The organism is Amycolatopsis sp. (assembly GCF_035546795.1).
GTDB lineage: Bacteria > Actinomycetota > Actinomycetes > Mycobacteriales > Pseudonocardiaceae > Amycolatopsis_E.
Genome location: NZ_DASZWC010000002.1, coordinates 313544 through 326706, shown reverse-complemented (window position 1 = coordinate 326706; position 13163 = coordinate 313544). Strand labels below are relative to the sequence as shown.

Here is a 13163-nt window from a genome sequence, read left to right as displayed (position 1 = left end):
GTCAACCGCGATCCCGTGCCGGCGCGCGAGTTCCGGGTCAGCGGCGGATGCTGGCGTACTCCAGGGCCCACCAGACTTCCACCAGGACGTCGGTGTCGGCCAGGTCGGCGCCGGTGAGGGTGTGATAGCGGTCGAGCCGGTACCGCACGGTGTTCTCGTGCACCGACAGTGCCCGCGCGGTCGCCGCGACGGACCGGCGCTCCCGTAGGAAGGCCTGCACGGTCAGCAGGATCTCCGCCGAACCGGCGCCCTCGCCGAGCCCGGCGACATAGCGCCGGAACAACTGCTCGCCGATCTCGCCGTGCTGCTCGACCGCCACCCGCACCGACAGCGACGAACTGTCCACCACCCCCGTCCGCCCATAGCGCAGGGCGACGTCGAGCACCCGGGTGGCTTCGGCGAATGCTTGGGGCACACCGGAAAGCGGAACAGGCCCGGCGACGGCGATCACCGCTGAGTCGAGCGGGACCGGCCGCGCGGCACTGATCCCGGCCACGTCGTCGTCGAGGGGCGCCACCAGTGGCCGGGCACCGGCCCGTGCCGATTCCAGATGCCTGCTGAGCAGTTGTGGCTCACCGGAATGCTGCCGCCCGCGCAGCACCCAGTACCGGTGCCCGGGCAGCACACCGTGCACCGCGCCGCCCGCACGCAGTTCCGCCGGGTCGACCCCGCCGACGAGAAGTCGTTGCAGGAAGGCGATCCGGTTGCGTTCGTCGCGCCGTGCCGCGTCGATCTCGACCTGCTGGCGGGCCGAGACCAGGATGTTGCTGTAGCGGTCGGTGAGATCCCACAGGCGCCGGGTTCCGGTGAGCACCTCCCAGGGGTCGGCCGCCGCCGCGGCCGCTTCTTCGATGAACGCGTCCCGCAGCACGCTCAGCACCGCGCGGTAGGCCTCGACGACGTCCTCCGCCGGCACCCCTTGCAGCGCCCGCCGCCGGCCCGAGATCCGTTCGTCCTCCTCGATATCGGGCGGCAGCCGGTCGTGCTGTTCCAGCGTGGCCACCACCCTGGCCACGTTCCGCAGGCAGGACCGGCGCAGGTCGTCGGCGGGCACCCGGTCGTAGGAACCGAACCCGCGCAGCGTTTTCAGTTGCCGCTCGACCAGGTCGTCGGACCGGCGCCGGAGCCGCTCCGCGACCACGGCCAGCAGGTTGTCGCCACCGGACATTGTGGAGATCTCTGATTCTCTGTCGGAATCTCTATGGATTCTCCATATCGTACGCCGGCTTCCGGTGCCTACCCTGCTGACATGCCGTCTCCCCTCACCGCAGCCGAAACCCTTTGGGACGCCGCCGAACGCCATCCCGGCCGGCCGTGCTTGAGCGACCTCGACGACACCACGGGCGCCCCGACGCTGACCTACGCGCAGGTGACCGAGCGGGCGGCGGCGATGGGCGGCGCCTTCCGCGGGCTCGGACTCCGGCCCGGCGACCGGGTGGCGCTGCTGCTGCCCAACAGCCACGCGTACGTGGAGTGCTACCTCGGCGCGGTCGCCGCCGGGCTGGTCGTCGTCCCGCTCAACGTGCGGCTGCTGGCCCCGGACTACCGGCACATGCTCGCCGACTCGGGCAGCCGCGTGCTCGTGACCACGGCGGAGTTCCTCGAGCGGATACCGGAGCTGCCGGGCCTGACCGTCATCCGCGCCGACACCTCCGAGCTGCGCGAGCTGGCCGACCGCGCCGAGCCACTGGACCGGCCGGTGGCCCGCGACCCCCTGTCCCCGGCGAGCCTGATGTACACCAGCGGCACGACCGGCGCGCCCAAGGCCGTCGTGCTGAGCGACCGGTCCTGGCGCAGCGTCGCCGACACCGCCGTGAAGGTGCTCGGGATGGGCGAGGGCGAGGTCACCCTGCACGTCGCGCCACTGACGCACGGGGCCGGTTTCCTTTTGCTGCCAACCCTTTTGCTGGGCGGGCACAACCTGCTGTGCGCCTCGTTCGACGCCACCCGCACCCTGCGGCTGCTGGACACCCACGGGGTGACCGGGATGTTCGTGGTGCCGTCGATGATCCGGATGATGCTCGACGCGCGTCCCGGGGGATGGCAGGTGCCGGACACGCTGCGCCGGCTGTACTACGCGGGTTCCCCGATCGACCCCGCGACGCTGCGCGAAGCCACCGAAGCGTTCGACGGACGGCTGATCCAGTCGTTCGCGCAGATGGAGTCGCCGATGTTCTTCACGGTGCTGGACCAGGAGGATCATCTGCGGGCGCTGCGCGATCCCGGCTCACCGTTGGTGTCCTCGGCCGGGCGGGTGCTGCCGGGCGTGCGCATCCGGGTCGTCGACGACGAGGGCGCGGAGCTGCCCGCGGGCGATCCCGGCGAGATCCTGGTTTCGGCGCCGCAGACGATGAACGGCTACTGGGGGCGCCCCGAAGACACCGCCCGCACCCTGGCCGGGGGCTGGCTGCACACCGGCGACATCGGCCACCTCGACGCGGATGGCTACCTTCGCCTGGTGGACCGCAAGAAGGACATGATCGTCACCGGTGGGTCCAATGTGTACGCCCGCGAGGTGGAGGAGGTGCTCACCGCGCTGCCGGGCGTCAAGGACGCGGCCGTGATCGGGGTACCGCACCGGATCTGGGGGGAGGCGGTGACCGCGGTCCTCGTCCCGGCCGGGAGCGAGACCGACGGCGAGGCGGTGATCAAGGCGTGCCGCGCGAAACTGGCGGGTTACCGGGTGCCGAAACAGGTCGTGTGGGTGGACGAACTGCCCCGCAACGCCTACGGCAAGGTCCTCAAGCGACAGTTGCGCGAGCGGTTTTCCGCCGCGGCGTAAGGTGGTTACTGTTGTTGCAGACCCAGCAGCGCGCCGTCGGCGAGCTGGTCGCCGACCTCCTCCGGGCTGAGCGTGCCGGTGGGGGAGTACCACTCGGTCGCCGAGTTCAGCGTGCCGATCGTGCTCAGCACCGCGATCCGCTGGCTGCGCATCTTGCGGAACTCGCCCGAGGCGATCCCGTCCGCGATGATCGTGGCGAACAGATCCTCGTAGCGCCCCCGCATCGCGACGATCCGTTTCCGGTTCGCCGGGTTCAGGTAGGTCCACTGGTGGAAGGCCACCCGCGTGCGGTCGACCCCGCCGGAGAGTACCCGGATGTGGGCCTTGATCGCGCCGCGCAAGCGTACCGGCGCCGGCTCGGTGGACTCGGCCATCGGCCGGATCGCGTCGAGATAGTTCTGGATGCCGCGCACCACGATGTTCAGCAGGAGCTCTTCCTTGCTGGTGATGTGCACGTAGAGGCTGCCAGGCAGGATGCCGACCGCGTCGCTGATGTCGCGCATGCCGACCACCGGGTAGGTCCGCTCGCTGAACAGCCGGACCGCCTCCTGCTCGATGAGGTCGGCCGACACCGGACCCGTCGCCCGGACGCGGGCTTCCTTACGCTTGGCCATCCGTAGATGGTACGGAGGTGAACGAGGCGCGGCCCACGGCGGTTGGGTTGCGCCCGATCAGCCCCCAGTGGTCGCCGGCACGGTCTGGCGTCCGGCCGGGCCGGGCACGCCCGGACGGTTCCGCAGCACCCGCACGGCGCGTTCGGCCAACAGGAACTTGCGCACCCGGCCGGTCGCCGTCGTGGGCACCTCGGCGGCCTCGGTGAACAGGACCACGGCGGGCACCTTGAACCGGGCGAGCCTGCTCGCGCAGTAGCCGATCAGGTCCTCGGCCCGCGGCCGCCCGGCAGCGGGCACGATCCAGGCGCAGCCGACCTCGCCCATCCGGTCGTCCGGCACCGCCACCACATACGCGGCCCGCACCCCCGGATGCCGGGTGAGCACCCGCTCCACCTCGCCCGGCGTCACCAGCTCGCCGCCGCAGCGGTAGCAGTCCTTCTTCCGGCCCGTGAGCATCAGGTAACCCTCGTCGTCGAGCCGGCCGAGGTCGCCGGTCCGCAGCCAGCCGTCGGGGGTGAACAGGGCTTGGGTCTCCGCCGGGTCGCGGTAGTAGCCGCTGGTCATGATGGGCCCGCGGGCCACGAGCTCGCCGGGGGTGCCGACGGGCAGGTCCTCGCCCGTCTCGGGATGCACCGTCTTGTAGACCGCGAGGACACCGCCCAGCGCCGGGTCGCCCGCGACGCCGGCGGGCTTGAGGGCGCCGTTGGTGTGCCTGAGCCGGTCGATCGCGTCGCCCGGCCGCGTGCAGGTGGTGGAGGCGCTGGTCTCGGTCTGCCCGTAGCCGGTGAAGATTTCGTCGACGCCGAGTACGTCACGGATCTGTTCCCAGGCCCCGTCCTCGTGGGGCGCGCCGGAGGAGAACACCGCCCGCAGCGAGGACAGGTCGTGCTCGCCGTCGCGGGCGGCGGCGAGCACCTCCATGGTCATCGACGGGACACACATCAGCTCGTCGATCCGGTACCGGCTGACGTCCCGGAGCATCCCGGCCGCGTCGAACACGGTCTGCGGGCGCACCGCCCCGCCGGCGAACAGGACGGCGAGCAGGCCTTCCACGTAGCCGAACACGTGGTAGACCGGCAGCGCGAACAGGATGCGGCGGCCGTCGCCGAAGGCGCGGGTGTACGCGCTCGCGTACGCGGTGCGCAGGACGGCGTCGTGCCGTAGCAGCACGCCTTTCGCGGGCGCTGTCGTGCCGGAGGTGAACAGCAGGTCGGAGTACCCGTCCGGGTCCGCGGCGGCGGTGCGGGCCGCGACCTCGTCGTCGGTCACGGCGGCGCCCAGCGCGACGAGTTCGGCCAGCGCCCGGCCGCGCCGTGGCGCCGCGGGACCGTTGTGCACGAACACGTTCCGCAGCCGTGGCAGGCTTGCGCCGCCGGCCCGCGTCTCCCAGCCGGGGGCTATCCGGTCCAGCGAGTCGAGGTAGTCGATCTCGCGGAAGCGGTCCATGGTGATCAGCACCGTGGCATCCGACCGGCGCAGCACATAGCCGAGTTCTTCGTGCCGCAGGCGGTAGTTCAGCGACACCGACACGGCGCCCACCCGCGCGATCGCGAACTTGAGCGCGATCGCCTCGGGCAGGTTCGCCATGTCGACGGCCACATGGTCACCGGGCGCCACACCGAGCGCGATCAGCCCGGCGGCGAGCCGCCGCGACCACGCCGTGATGTCGGCGTAGCTGTAGGTCCGGTCCGCGGTGAACACCAGCGGGCGGGCCGGATGCCGGGCGGCGACCACGTCGAGCAGTTGGGCCGTGGTGCGCGGTACCCATACGGGATAGCGCGCTTCGAGCGCCTGCCGGCGCAGGTTCGTTGCCAGGTCGTCGGTCATCACGGCGGCACCGTCGCTTCCGTGGTGGACTTGCTGAACTATCAGTTGTTTGTATAACCCGCCGTGGCGGCCTGGTCAATGTCTCTTGAGGACTGTCGCGCTCTGTTCCCGGGTCGTCGCGTCGCGCACATGCCTACGTGTATTTGGCGAGGAACCCGGCGTCCACGGGCAGCGTGATCCCGGTGACGTAGCGCGATTCGTCGGAGGCGAGCCACGCGACCGCGTGCGAGATGTCGACCGGCTCCACCCACGGGACCGGCAGCAGGTTCATCGCGGTGAACGTGTCCCCGAAGTCCTCGACGGTCGGGTTCTCGATCCCGGGCGCGAAGGCACTGTGGATGGCCTCGTTCTGGATCATCTTCGTGTTGGTCGAGCTGGGGTGGATCGAGTTGGCCCTGATGAAGTGCGGCGCGAGCTCGTTCGCCAGGCTGCGCATCAGCCCGATCACGCCGTGCTTGGCGACGTTGTAGTGCACCTGGTTGGGGAAGCCGCGCATCCCGGCGGTCGAGCTGATCAGGATGATGGAGCCGCCGTCGCCCTGCTCGATCAGGCGGGGAACCGTGGCGCGGCAGGCGTTGTACGAGCCGTGCAGCTGCACGTTGATCATGTCGTGGTACATGTCGTCGGACATCTCGGTGAAGGCCGCGGACGACCAGATGCCGGCGTTGGACACGACTATGTCGAGCCTCCCGAACTCGCTGGTCCCCTCCTGCACGGCGGCCTCGAGCGCGGCACGGTCACGCACGTCGGCCTGGCGGGCAACCACCCGCCCGCCCGCGTTTTCCACCAGCTTCGCGGTTTCCGCCAGATCGTCGGCGCTCGACATCTCGTACGGGACGCTGGCGATCGGCGCGCAGATGTCCACCGCGATGATGTCCGCGCCCTCCTCGGCGAGCCGGACCGCGTGCGCGCGGCCCTGGCCACGTCCGGCGCCGGTGATGAAGGCGACTTTGCCGTCGAGCTTGCCCATGGTTTTTCCTTTTCTACCGCGGAAGTCAGGATCCTGCCGGATAACGAACAACCATTTGTTTTTAGCCTAGATCGGGTCCGGAACGGATGTCAACACGGGCGCGGCCTCGCGTGCGTGCACCGTCCACTGTGGACACGTGCGATCGTGGTGGTGAGCCCGCTTACCGCGGCGTTGCGAAAGGGCTGGACGACGCCGGTGGCACCATCGTCTCAACGGCGTCGATCCCGCGCGGCTCGATCGAACCCGGGCGAGGCTCGCGGAACGGTTCGGGGAGAAGCGTGTCCGGGCGCGGGCATTCGACGTGGCCGGCGAGGAGGCTGTCACCGCGGCGGTCGGTTCGATCGAGGACGAGGTGGGCCCGATCGGCATTCTGGTCAACAACGCCGGGATCCAGTACCGCGAACCCCACTGGCGGCGAGCCTCGCCGACTGGCGAAGGGCGCACCGCGCAACCTGAGGCGCGCGATGACGCAGAACCTCGTGGACGACGAGGAGTTCAGCGCGTGGCTCACCGGCCGCACCCGGCCCGGCGATGGGGGACGCTGTCCGACGTGGTTGGCCCTGCCGTGTGGCTTTCGTCGGGAGCGTCCGACTACGTCAACGGCCAGATCGTCTTCGTCGACGGCGGGATGACCGTCGTCGGGTGAAACTCAGTGTGACTGTCCAGCTCACGACGCGCGCGTATACCAGGATGCCGTCCGTCCCGGCCCGGTTACTCAGTACGATGAACTGAATGAGTTGACGAAGGAAGGGGGGCTCGTGGTCGCCACGCCCAAATCGACGGTCGTCCGGGTGCCCAAGGCCGGTGAGATGGTCGCCGCGCAGCTGCGGCGGCAGATCGTGACCGGCCAGCTGAAGGAGGGCGACGCCCTCCCGCCCGAAAGCGCGCTGATGGTCCAGTTCGGCGTGTCCCGCCCGACCTTGCGCGAGGCGTTCCGGATCCTCGAGTCCGAGCAGATCATCCAGATCCGTCGCGGGGCCCGGGGTGGTGCGCACGTCCTGGTCCCGGACGTGGCGGCGGCGGGCCGTTATGCCGGAACGCTGCTGCAGTACCGCGGCACCACGCTGGCCGACCTGCACCACGCGCGCGGGGTGCTGGAGTCGACGGCGGTGGGCACGCTGGCGAGGAAACGTACGGCCGCCGACCTGCGCCGGCTCGAGGGGGCTCTTGCCGAGGGCGAAGAGTTCCTCGGCGACCCGATCGCGTTCGCCGAGGAGCACGACCTGCAGTTCCACCGGCTGCTGGCCGAGCTCGCCGGCAACCAGACGATGATCGTCCTTCTCGACATGGTCTTCGCCATCATCGAGCGGCACAACCAGTCGTTCATCAACGCCCATCGCAACGACGGCAGCGCGGAGCCTTCGGTGCGGGCCACCCAGCGGGCGCACCGCAGGATCGTGGATCTCATTCGTGCCAAGGAAACCGACAAGGCGGTCGCCTTCTGGCGCCGGCACCTCGATCAGGTCAGCGAATACATGATCAGCGACCCGGCCGAGACCGTCCTCGACGTGCTGTCCTGAGCCGGCCAGACTAATCATTAAGCTCATTCTCGGAAAAGATCTGCCTGATTTACTTCACTCTACCGGGTAGTTCCGGTACGTTACGCCGGTGTTCAAGGCCACGCTCAGTGTTCGTGCCCGCATCCTGGCCATCGCGCTCATCCCGAGTGTCGCGCTTTTCGTGGTCGGGGCCGGTGCGGCGATTTACCTGGTGACGCAGGGTTTTCAGGCGCGCGACTGGTCCGGCGAGGTCGACCGGGCCACGGCCCCGGGCATCGCGTTCGCCCAGACCGTGCAGGAGGAACGCCGGCTGACGTTGCTGAAGCTCGGTGGTGACCAGCAGAGCGCCGCGGCGCTGCCGGCGCAGCGCGCCAAGACCGACGTCGCGCTCACCGACATCCGCGCGGCGGGCGACGAGCTCGCCAAGATCAACTCCAGCACCATCGCGAACGCGTCCTCGTTGTTCGACCAGCTCAAGCAGCAGGTCGCGGCGATGCGCGAGCGGATCGACGCGGGTGCCGTGCCGGTGGGCGACACCTACACGTTCTTCAACCAGCTGCTCAGCGTCGTCTCGGTCGGCATGCAGAACATCGGGCACGCCGCCCCGGATGCCGGTACGGCATCCGAGGAGGGGACGGCGACGGCGTTGTTCCAGGTCGCGGAGTCGATGTCACGGGGTAACGCGCTCGCCGCGTCGGCGATCAGCAGTGGCGGGCTGACCGCCGCGCAGCTGCAGGAGTACACCTACCAGGTCGGCTCGTACCACACCCAGCTCCAGAACCTCGTGCCCACGCTCACCCCGGACGAACAGGCCCGGTACCAGGCCATGACGGCCAGTCCCGCTTGGCAGCAGGTGAGCGCGATGGAAAGCGCGATCGCCCAGCGCGGCACGGCTCCGGTCAGCGCGCGCAACTTCCCGCCGCTACCGCTCGGCGTGACGGAGTGGCAGAACTCCGCGACCACGGTGAGCGGGGAGTTGCTCGATCTGTGGCGTTCGCACCACAAATACGCCGAGCAGTTCGCCTACGACACCGGCGGCAAGACCGCCACCAGATCGATCTGGGGCGGCGTCGCCGTGCTGGTGATCGCGATCGTGGCGTTCCTGATCACGCTGCGGCTGGCCAACAGGTTCATCGGCCGCCTCAAGCGGCTGCGCGGGGAGACCCTCGCCCTCGCCGACGAACGGCTGCCCGAAGTCATGGAGCGGCTGCGCGACGGCGAGACCGTCGACCTGGCGGCCGAGCGGGCGCCGCTGAACTACGGCTCGGACGAGATCGGCCAGGTCGCCGAGGCCTTCAACCGGGCGCAATACGCCGCCGTCACGGCGGCCGTGACGGAGGCCAAGACCCGCGAGGGCGTCAACGCGGTGTTCCTCAACATCGCGCACCGCAGCCAGGTCGTGGTGCACCGCCAGCTGGAGATCCTCGACCGGGCCGAGTTCCAGCAGGAGGACCCGGACCAGCTGGACATGCTTTTCCAGCTCGACCACCTCGCCACCCGCGAACGCCGCAACGCGGAGAACCTGATCATCCTCGGCGGCGAGCAGCCGGGCCGCCGCTGGCGCAACCCGGTGCCGCTCGTGGAACTGGTGCGCAGCGCGGTCGCCGAGACCGAGGACTACGCCCGGGTCCGCACGACCCGGCTGCCCGAGGTGTCCATCGTCGGCACCGTGGTCGCCGACCTCATCCACATGCTGGCCGAGCTGGTCGACAACGCGACGTCGTTTTCGCCGCCGGAATCCCGCGTCGAGATCACCGGGAACATCGTCGGCAAGGGCGTCGTCGTGGAGATCACCGACCAGGGGCTGGGCATGCCCCCGGAGGAGCTGGCGCGGGTCAACGAAACCCTCCGCAACCCACCGGACTTCAGTGTCACGACGTTGTCCAGTGACTCCCGGCTCGGCGTGTTCGTGGTCGCGCTGCTGGCCGGCCGCAACGACACCTCCGTGCGCCTCGTCGAGTCGGACTACGGCGGCATCCGCGCCATCGTGCTCGTCCCGTCCAGCCTGATCGCCGTCGAAGCGCCGACCAGTACCGGCGACCCCACCGAAACCAACGGGCGCGTGCGCCGGCGCCTGCGCCTCTCCGACGACACCGCCCAGCGCACCCCCGCGGACCGGGGCGGCGCCGCGGCGAACTGGCCGAGCGAGGAGCCGCCGATGACGCCGAGTGCACCAGTTCCAGAACCCGCTCCGCAGCGCGAAACTCCGCAGGCGCGGCACGTGCACCGCGCGCAGGCGGAGCCGGCCGTGCGCGGCAGGCCGGACCCACGGCCTGCCGACGACCGGCCCGTGCTGCCCCGCCGCCGGCGGCAGGCGAGTCTCGCGCCCCAGCTCGCCGCCACCGGCCCGCAGCCCGCGCCGCGACCCGCCGCACCCCGCGAGACGCAGGCGCCCGCCGAACGGCCCTGGTCTCCGGAGCAGGCCAGGGATCTGTTGTCCGCCATCGAAAACGGCACCCGCCAGGGCCGGCAGGCGAAACCCGACGCAGAGCTGTTCAACCAGGATCCACGAGCATGATGAACGACGAGAAGGTTATGGCGACTACCAACACCCGCAAGCTGGACTGGCTCCTCGACGACCTCGTCCAACGGCTGGCGGGCGTCCGTCACGCCGTGGTGCTCTCGACAGACGGCCTGCTGCTCGGCCAGTCGACGGCAATGTCCACTGAGGACGCCGAGCACTTCTCGGCGATGGCTTCGGCACTGCAGAGTCTCGCCCGCAGCGCGGGCCAGCACTTCGACGGTGGAGGTGTGCGGCAGACCGTCATCGAGCTGGACCGGGCGGTCCTGTTCGTCACCTCGGCCGGGCAGAACGCCTGCCTGGCCCTGCTGACGTCCGAGACGGCGAACATGGGGATGGTGGCCTACGAGATGAACCAGGTGGTCCAGCGGGTCGGCACCTACCTCTCCGCGATGCCCCGGCACAGCCTCTTCGACCAGCAGCGGATCAATCCTCAGTCCTCATGACGCACCGGCGGGAGCCCTGGTTCGACGAAGCGGCGGGCCCCCTGGTCCGGCCGTATGCGGTGACGCGCGGGCGGACCAGGGACGGCCGGCACGATCTGGACATGATCACGCTGGTCGTCGCGGTGCGTCCGGAATCCGACGCGTGGCGGCTGGAGTCGGAGCACGCCGAGATCGTCCGGATCTGCCAGTCCGCGATGTCGGTGGCAGAGGTCTCGGCGAAGCTCCATCTCCCGCTGGCGGTCACCAAGATCCTGATCGGCGACCTCATCAACGAGGGGCACCTGATCTTCCGTTCCCCACCCTCGCCGAGCCGGACGGCCGCTCCCGACATCAAACTACTGCAGGCGGTTCTCAATGGCATTCGCAAGCTCTGACTCTCCGGGCGATCCCGGGCTGGCCGCGGCGGCGGTCAAGATCCTGATCGCCGGCGGTTTCGGCGTCGGTAAGACCACGATGGTCGGCTCGGTGAGTGAGATCGCGCCACTGCGGACCGAAGAGGTGCTCAGCGAGCTGAGCACCGGAGTGGACGACCTCACCGGTGTCGAGGCGAAAACGACGACGACCGTCGCGATGGACTTCGGCCGGATCACGATCAGCCCCGAGCTGATCCTCTACATCTTCGGCACCCCGGGGCAGGACCGGTTCTGGTTCCTCTGGGACGAGCTCGCCCGCGGCGCGCTGGGTGCCGTGGTGCTCGCCGACACCCGCCGCCTCGACGGATCGTTCGCCGCGGTCGACTTCTTCGAGCGGCGGCAGATGCCGTTCGTGGTGGCGGTCAACTGTTTCGACGGTGCCCCCACCTACACCACCGACGAGGTCCGCCAGGCACTCGACCTCGACGACCACGTCCCGGTCAACCTCTGCGACGCGCGTCATCGGGACTCCGGCAAGGAGGTCCTCCTCGTTCTGGTGGAGCATCTGATCCAACGGGCGCGCGCGGAGCTGGTGCAGAACTAGGCGGCTGGAGTCGTCGCCACGGCTTGGCCGCCAACGAAGCAGGCCCGGTGCGCACCGGATCGACGCCCACCGAGGCCCAGGATCGCGCAATGCCCAGCGGGCGCAGCGGCTTCAGAGCGGCCAGCCGAGAAAACCACGGGCCAGCAAGAGAATCTGGGCTTGGAGCACCTCGTCGCGGGTGAGGACCGGGTTCCGGCGCCACGCGGACCGCGGGAGCTCGGCCAGTATCGTCCACAGCACGGTGGCGCGGGCGTTCTCGTCGAGGCCGCCCAGTGCGGACGAGTCCGCGAGGAGCCGGTTCCCGACGTCGCGCAGCCGGTTGTCGACCTCGATGCCCAGCGGTTGCAGCAGGGGCTCGTCGACGATGTCCGTGGCCCAGACGTGCAGGACGGGCCCGTGTTCGGCGACGACGTCGAGCCAGCCGGAGAGCCAGCCGCGCAGGCCGGTGGCGGAGCCGACCGCGAGCAGGGAGCCGAGGTGCGCGAGCACCGCCTCGGCGGCCTGATGCATCAACGTCGTGACGATCGCCGCCCGGTCGGCCCAGTAGGTGTAGAAGGTGCCGTGCGCGACGCCGGCGGCCGCGATGATGTCGTTGACACTGGTGCCGGCCAACCCGCGGGCCTCGAACGCGGCGATGGCCGCCTTGCTGATCTTCCGCACGGTCGCATGGCCACGCCGGGTCACCGGCCGGCGCAGTCCCGGCAACCGCTCCGGGGCGGTGTTCGTCCGGGCGGCGCCCGGCCGTCCGAGCCGGCCAGGTGCACGCGCCGGGTACGCGGCGGGAAACAAGCTCCGGTGGATCACGCGGGAGAGGACGTCGTCGAGGATGACGGGGGCGGTCGCCTCCGCACGGGAGCCGCGGTTGCGTACGTCCAGGACGAAATGGCTGTACGCCGTGAGTGCGGTGACCACGAGTGAGACGGTGCGGGAGGAGAGCCCCGCGAAGTCCGCGTCCGCGAGCCGCTCGCGGACAGTGCCGCCGAGCCGGGCGATGTAGGCCTCCTGCGGGTTCTCCGCCGGAGCTTGGTCGTCCTCATCCGGGGTGGGCCATTCCAGAAACGACGCGGAGTGGCGGTTCAGGACCACGCCCAGCCCGGTCAGCCAGCGGTGCAGGGCCGCCAGTCCCGCCCGCGATCCGGTGACCGGGGGCAGCGTGTCGAAGTGGGCCACCAGATCCCGGCCGAGGTTCTCGAACAGCAGCAGGAACAGCGCCTGCTTGCTGTCGAAGTACTGGTAGAACGCCGCGTCGGACCGGCCGGTCGCCTCGGCGATGGCGGTGGTCGTGGTGCCGTGGTACCCGCGTTCGGTGAAGAGCCGGTGGCCGGCTTCGATCATTTCCAGGCAGGCGCGCGTACCTTCCGGGCCGATGGCCGGGCTCACCGGATACGGCGCCCGCCGACGGACGGGCAGCCGGCCGCTGTCCAGGACCGGACGGCGGTTCTCTTGTGCCGCAACCGTTCCACGGTTCGCGTCCGCCGCAAGATCGCCGTTCATCCTGTTCAGCATAGGGCCGGAGGCCGGCCGTGGACGCACGCCCTTGAAAGTTG

Annotated in this window: 12 protein-coding genes and 1 pseudogene; 8 read left to right on the top strand and 5 right to left on the bottom strand. The window is 70.1% G+C overall.

Features of this window, described 5'->3' with window-relative positions:
• Positions 1 to 37 precede the first annotated feature (37 nt).
• Positions 38 to 1168, bottom strand: coding sequence for a helix-turn-helix domain-containing protein (locus VHD82_RS03185; protein WP_325696766.1), 1131 nt, complete (start codon positions 1166 to 1168; stop codon positions 38 to 40).
• A gap of 81 nt (positions 1169 to 1249) precedes the next feature.
• Between VHD82_RS03185 and VHD82_RS03180 the strand changes: the two genes are divergently transcribed.
• Positions 1250 to 2782 (top strand): class I adenylate-forming enzyme family protein, encoded by a 1533-nt coding sequence (locus tag VHD82_RS03180; protein ID WP_325696764.1) that lies wholly within the window; start codon positions 1250 to 1252, stop codon positions 2780 to 2782.
• A 5-nt stretch (positions 2783 to 2787) separates the two neighbouring features.
• Here VHD82_RS03180 and VHD82_RS03175 read toward each other — a convergent pair whose 3' ends face one another.
• From VHD82_RS03175 to VHD82_RS03165, 3 genes are all read right to left on the bottom strand, one after another.
• Positions 2788 to 3396, bottom strand: coding sequence for a TetR/AcrR family transcriptional regulator (locus VHD82_RS03175; RefSeq protein WP_325696762.1), 609 nt, complete (start codon positions 3394 to 3396; stop codon positions 2788 to 2790).
• 57 nt (positions 3397 to 3453) lie between these two features.
• Positions 3454 to 5223, bottom strand: a complete 1770-nt coding sequence (locus VHD82_RS03170) for a class I adenylate-forming enzyme family protein (protein ID WP_325696760.1) — start codon at positions 5221 to 5223, stop codon at positions 3454 to 3456.
• A 133-nt stretch (positions 5224 to 5356) separates the two neighbouring features.
• Positions 5357 to 6193: a mycofactocin-coupled SDR family oxidoreductase gene (locus tag VHD82_RS03165; RefSeq protein WP_325696758.1), complete on the bottom strand. Its 837-nt coding sequence runs from the start codon at positions 6191 to 6193 to the stop codon at positions 5357 to 5359.
• 226 nt (positions 6194 to 6419) lie between these two features.
• Between VHD82_RS03165 and VHD82_RS03160 the strand changes: the two are divergent.
• From VHD82_RS03160 to VHD82_RS03130, 7 genes and pseudogenes are all read left to right on the top strand, one after another.
• A pseudogene (locus VHD82_RS03160) lies at positions 6420 to 6584 on the top strand (SDR family NAD(P)-dependent oxidoreductase); the annotation flags it as partial.
• A gap of 111 nt (positions 6585 to 6695) precedes the next feature.
• The gene (locus tag VHD82_RS36695) at positions 6696 to 6839 is read left to right on the top strand and encodes an SDR family oxidoreductase (protein WP_414637430.1); all 144 of its coding nucleotides are present in this window, start codon (positions 6696 to 6698) and stop codon (positions 6837 to 6839) included.
• 91 nt (positions 6840 to 6930) lie between these two features.
• Positions 6931 to 7713, top strand: a complete 783-nt coding sequence (locus VHD82_RS03150) for a FadR/GntR family transcriptional regulator (protein ID WP_325696756.1) — start codon at positions 6931 to 6933, stop codon at positions 7711 to 7713.
• Positions 7714 to 7801: 88 nt separating this feature from the next.
• The gene (locus VHD82_RS03145; protein ID WP_325696754.1) at positions 7802 to 10210 is read left to right on the top strand and encodes a nitrate- and nitrite sensing domain-containing protein; all 2409 of its coding nucleotides are present in this window, start codon (positions 7802 to 7804) and stop codon (positions 10208 to 10210) included.
• A 17-nt stretch (positions 10211 to 10227) separates the two neighbouring features.
• Positions 10228 to 10659 carry a roadblock/LC7 domain-containing protein gene (locus VHD82_RS03140; protein ID WP_325696895.1) on the top strand — a complete coding sequence of 144 codons (432 nt, stop codon included), beginning with the start codon at positions 10228 to 10230 and terminating at the stop codon, positions 10657 to 10659.
• On the top strand, positions 10656 to 11033 hold the full coding sequence (locus VHD82_RS03135; protein ID WP_325696752.1) for a DUF742 domain-containing protein: 378 nt from the start codon (positions 10656 to 10658) through the stop codon (positions 11031 to 11033). The genes VHD82_RS03140 and VHD82_RS03135 overlap by 4 nt, the downstream gene beginning before the upstream one ends.
• The gene (locus VHD82_RS03130; protein ID WP_325696750.1) at positions 11014 to 11616 is read left to right on the top strand and encodes a GTP-binding protein; all 603 of its coding nucleotides are present in this window, start codon (positions 11014 to 11016) and stop codon (positions 11614 to 11616) included. Before VHD82_RS03135 ends, VHD82_RS03130 begins: the two co-directional genes overlap by 20 nt.
• A 111-nt stretch (positions 11617 to 11727) precedes the next feature.
• On the opposite strand, the gene VHD82_RS03125 is transcribed toward VHD82_RS03130, so the two are convergent.
• Entirely contained in the window at positions 11728 to 13110 is a 1383-nt protein-coding gene (locus tag VHD82_RS03125) for a TetR/AcrR family transcriptional regulator (RefSeq protein ID WP_325696748.1), read from the bottom strand.
• Between the last annotated feature and the right edge of the window lie 53 nt (positions 13111 to 13163).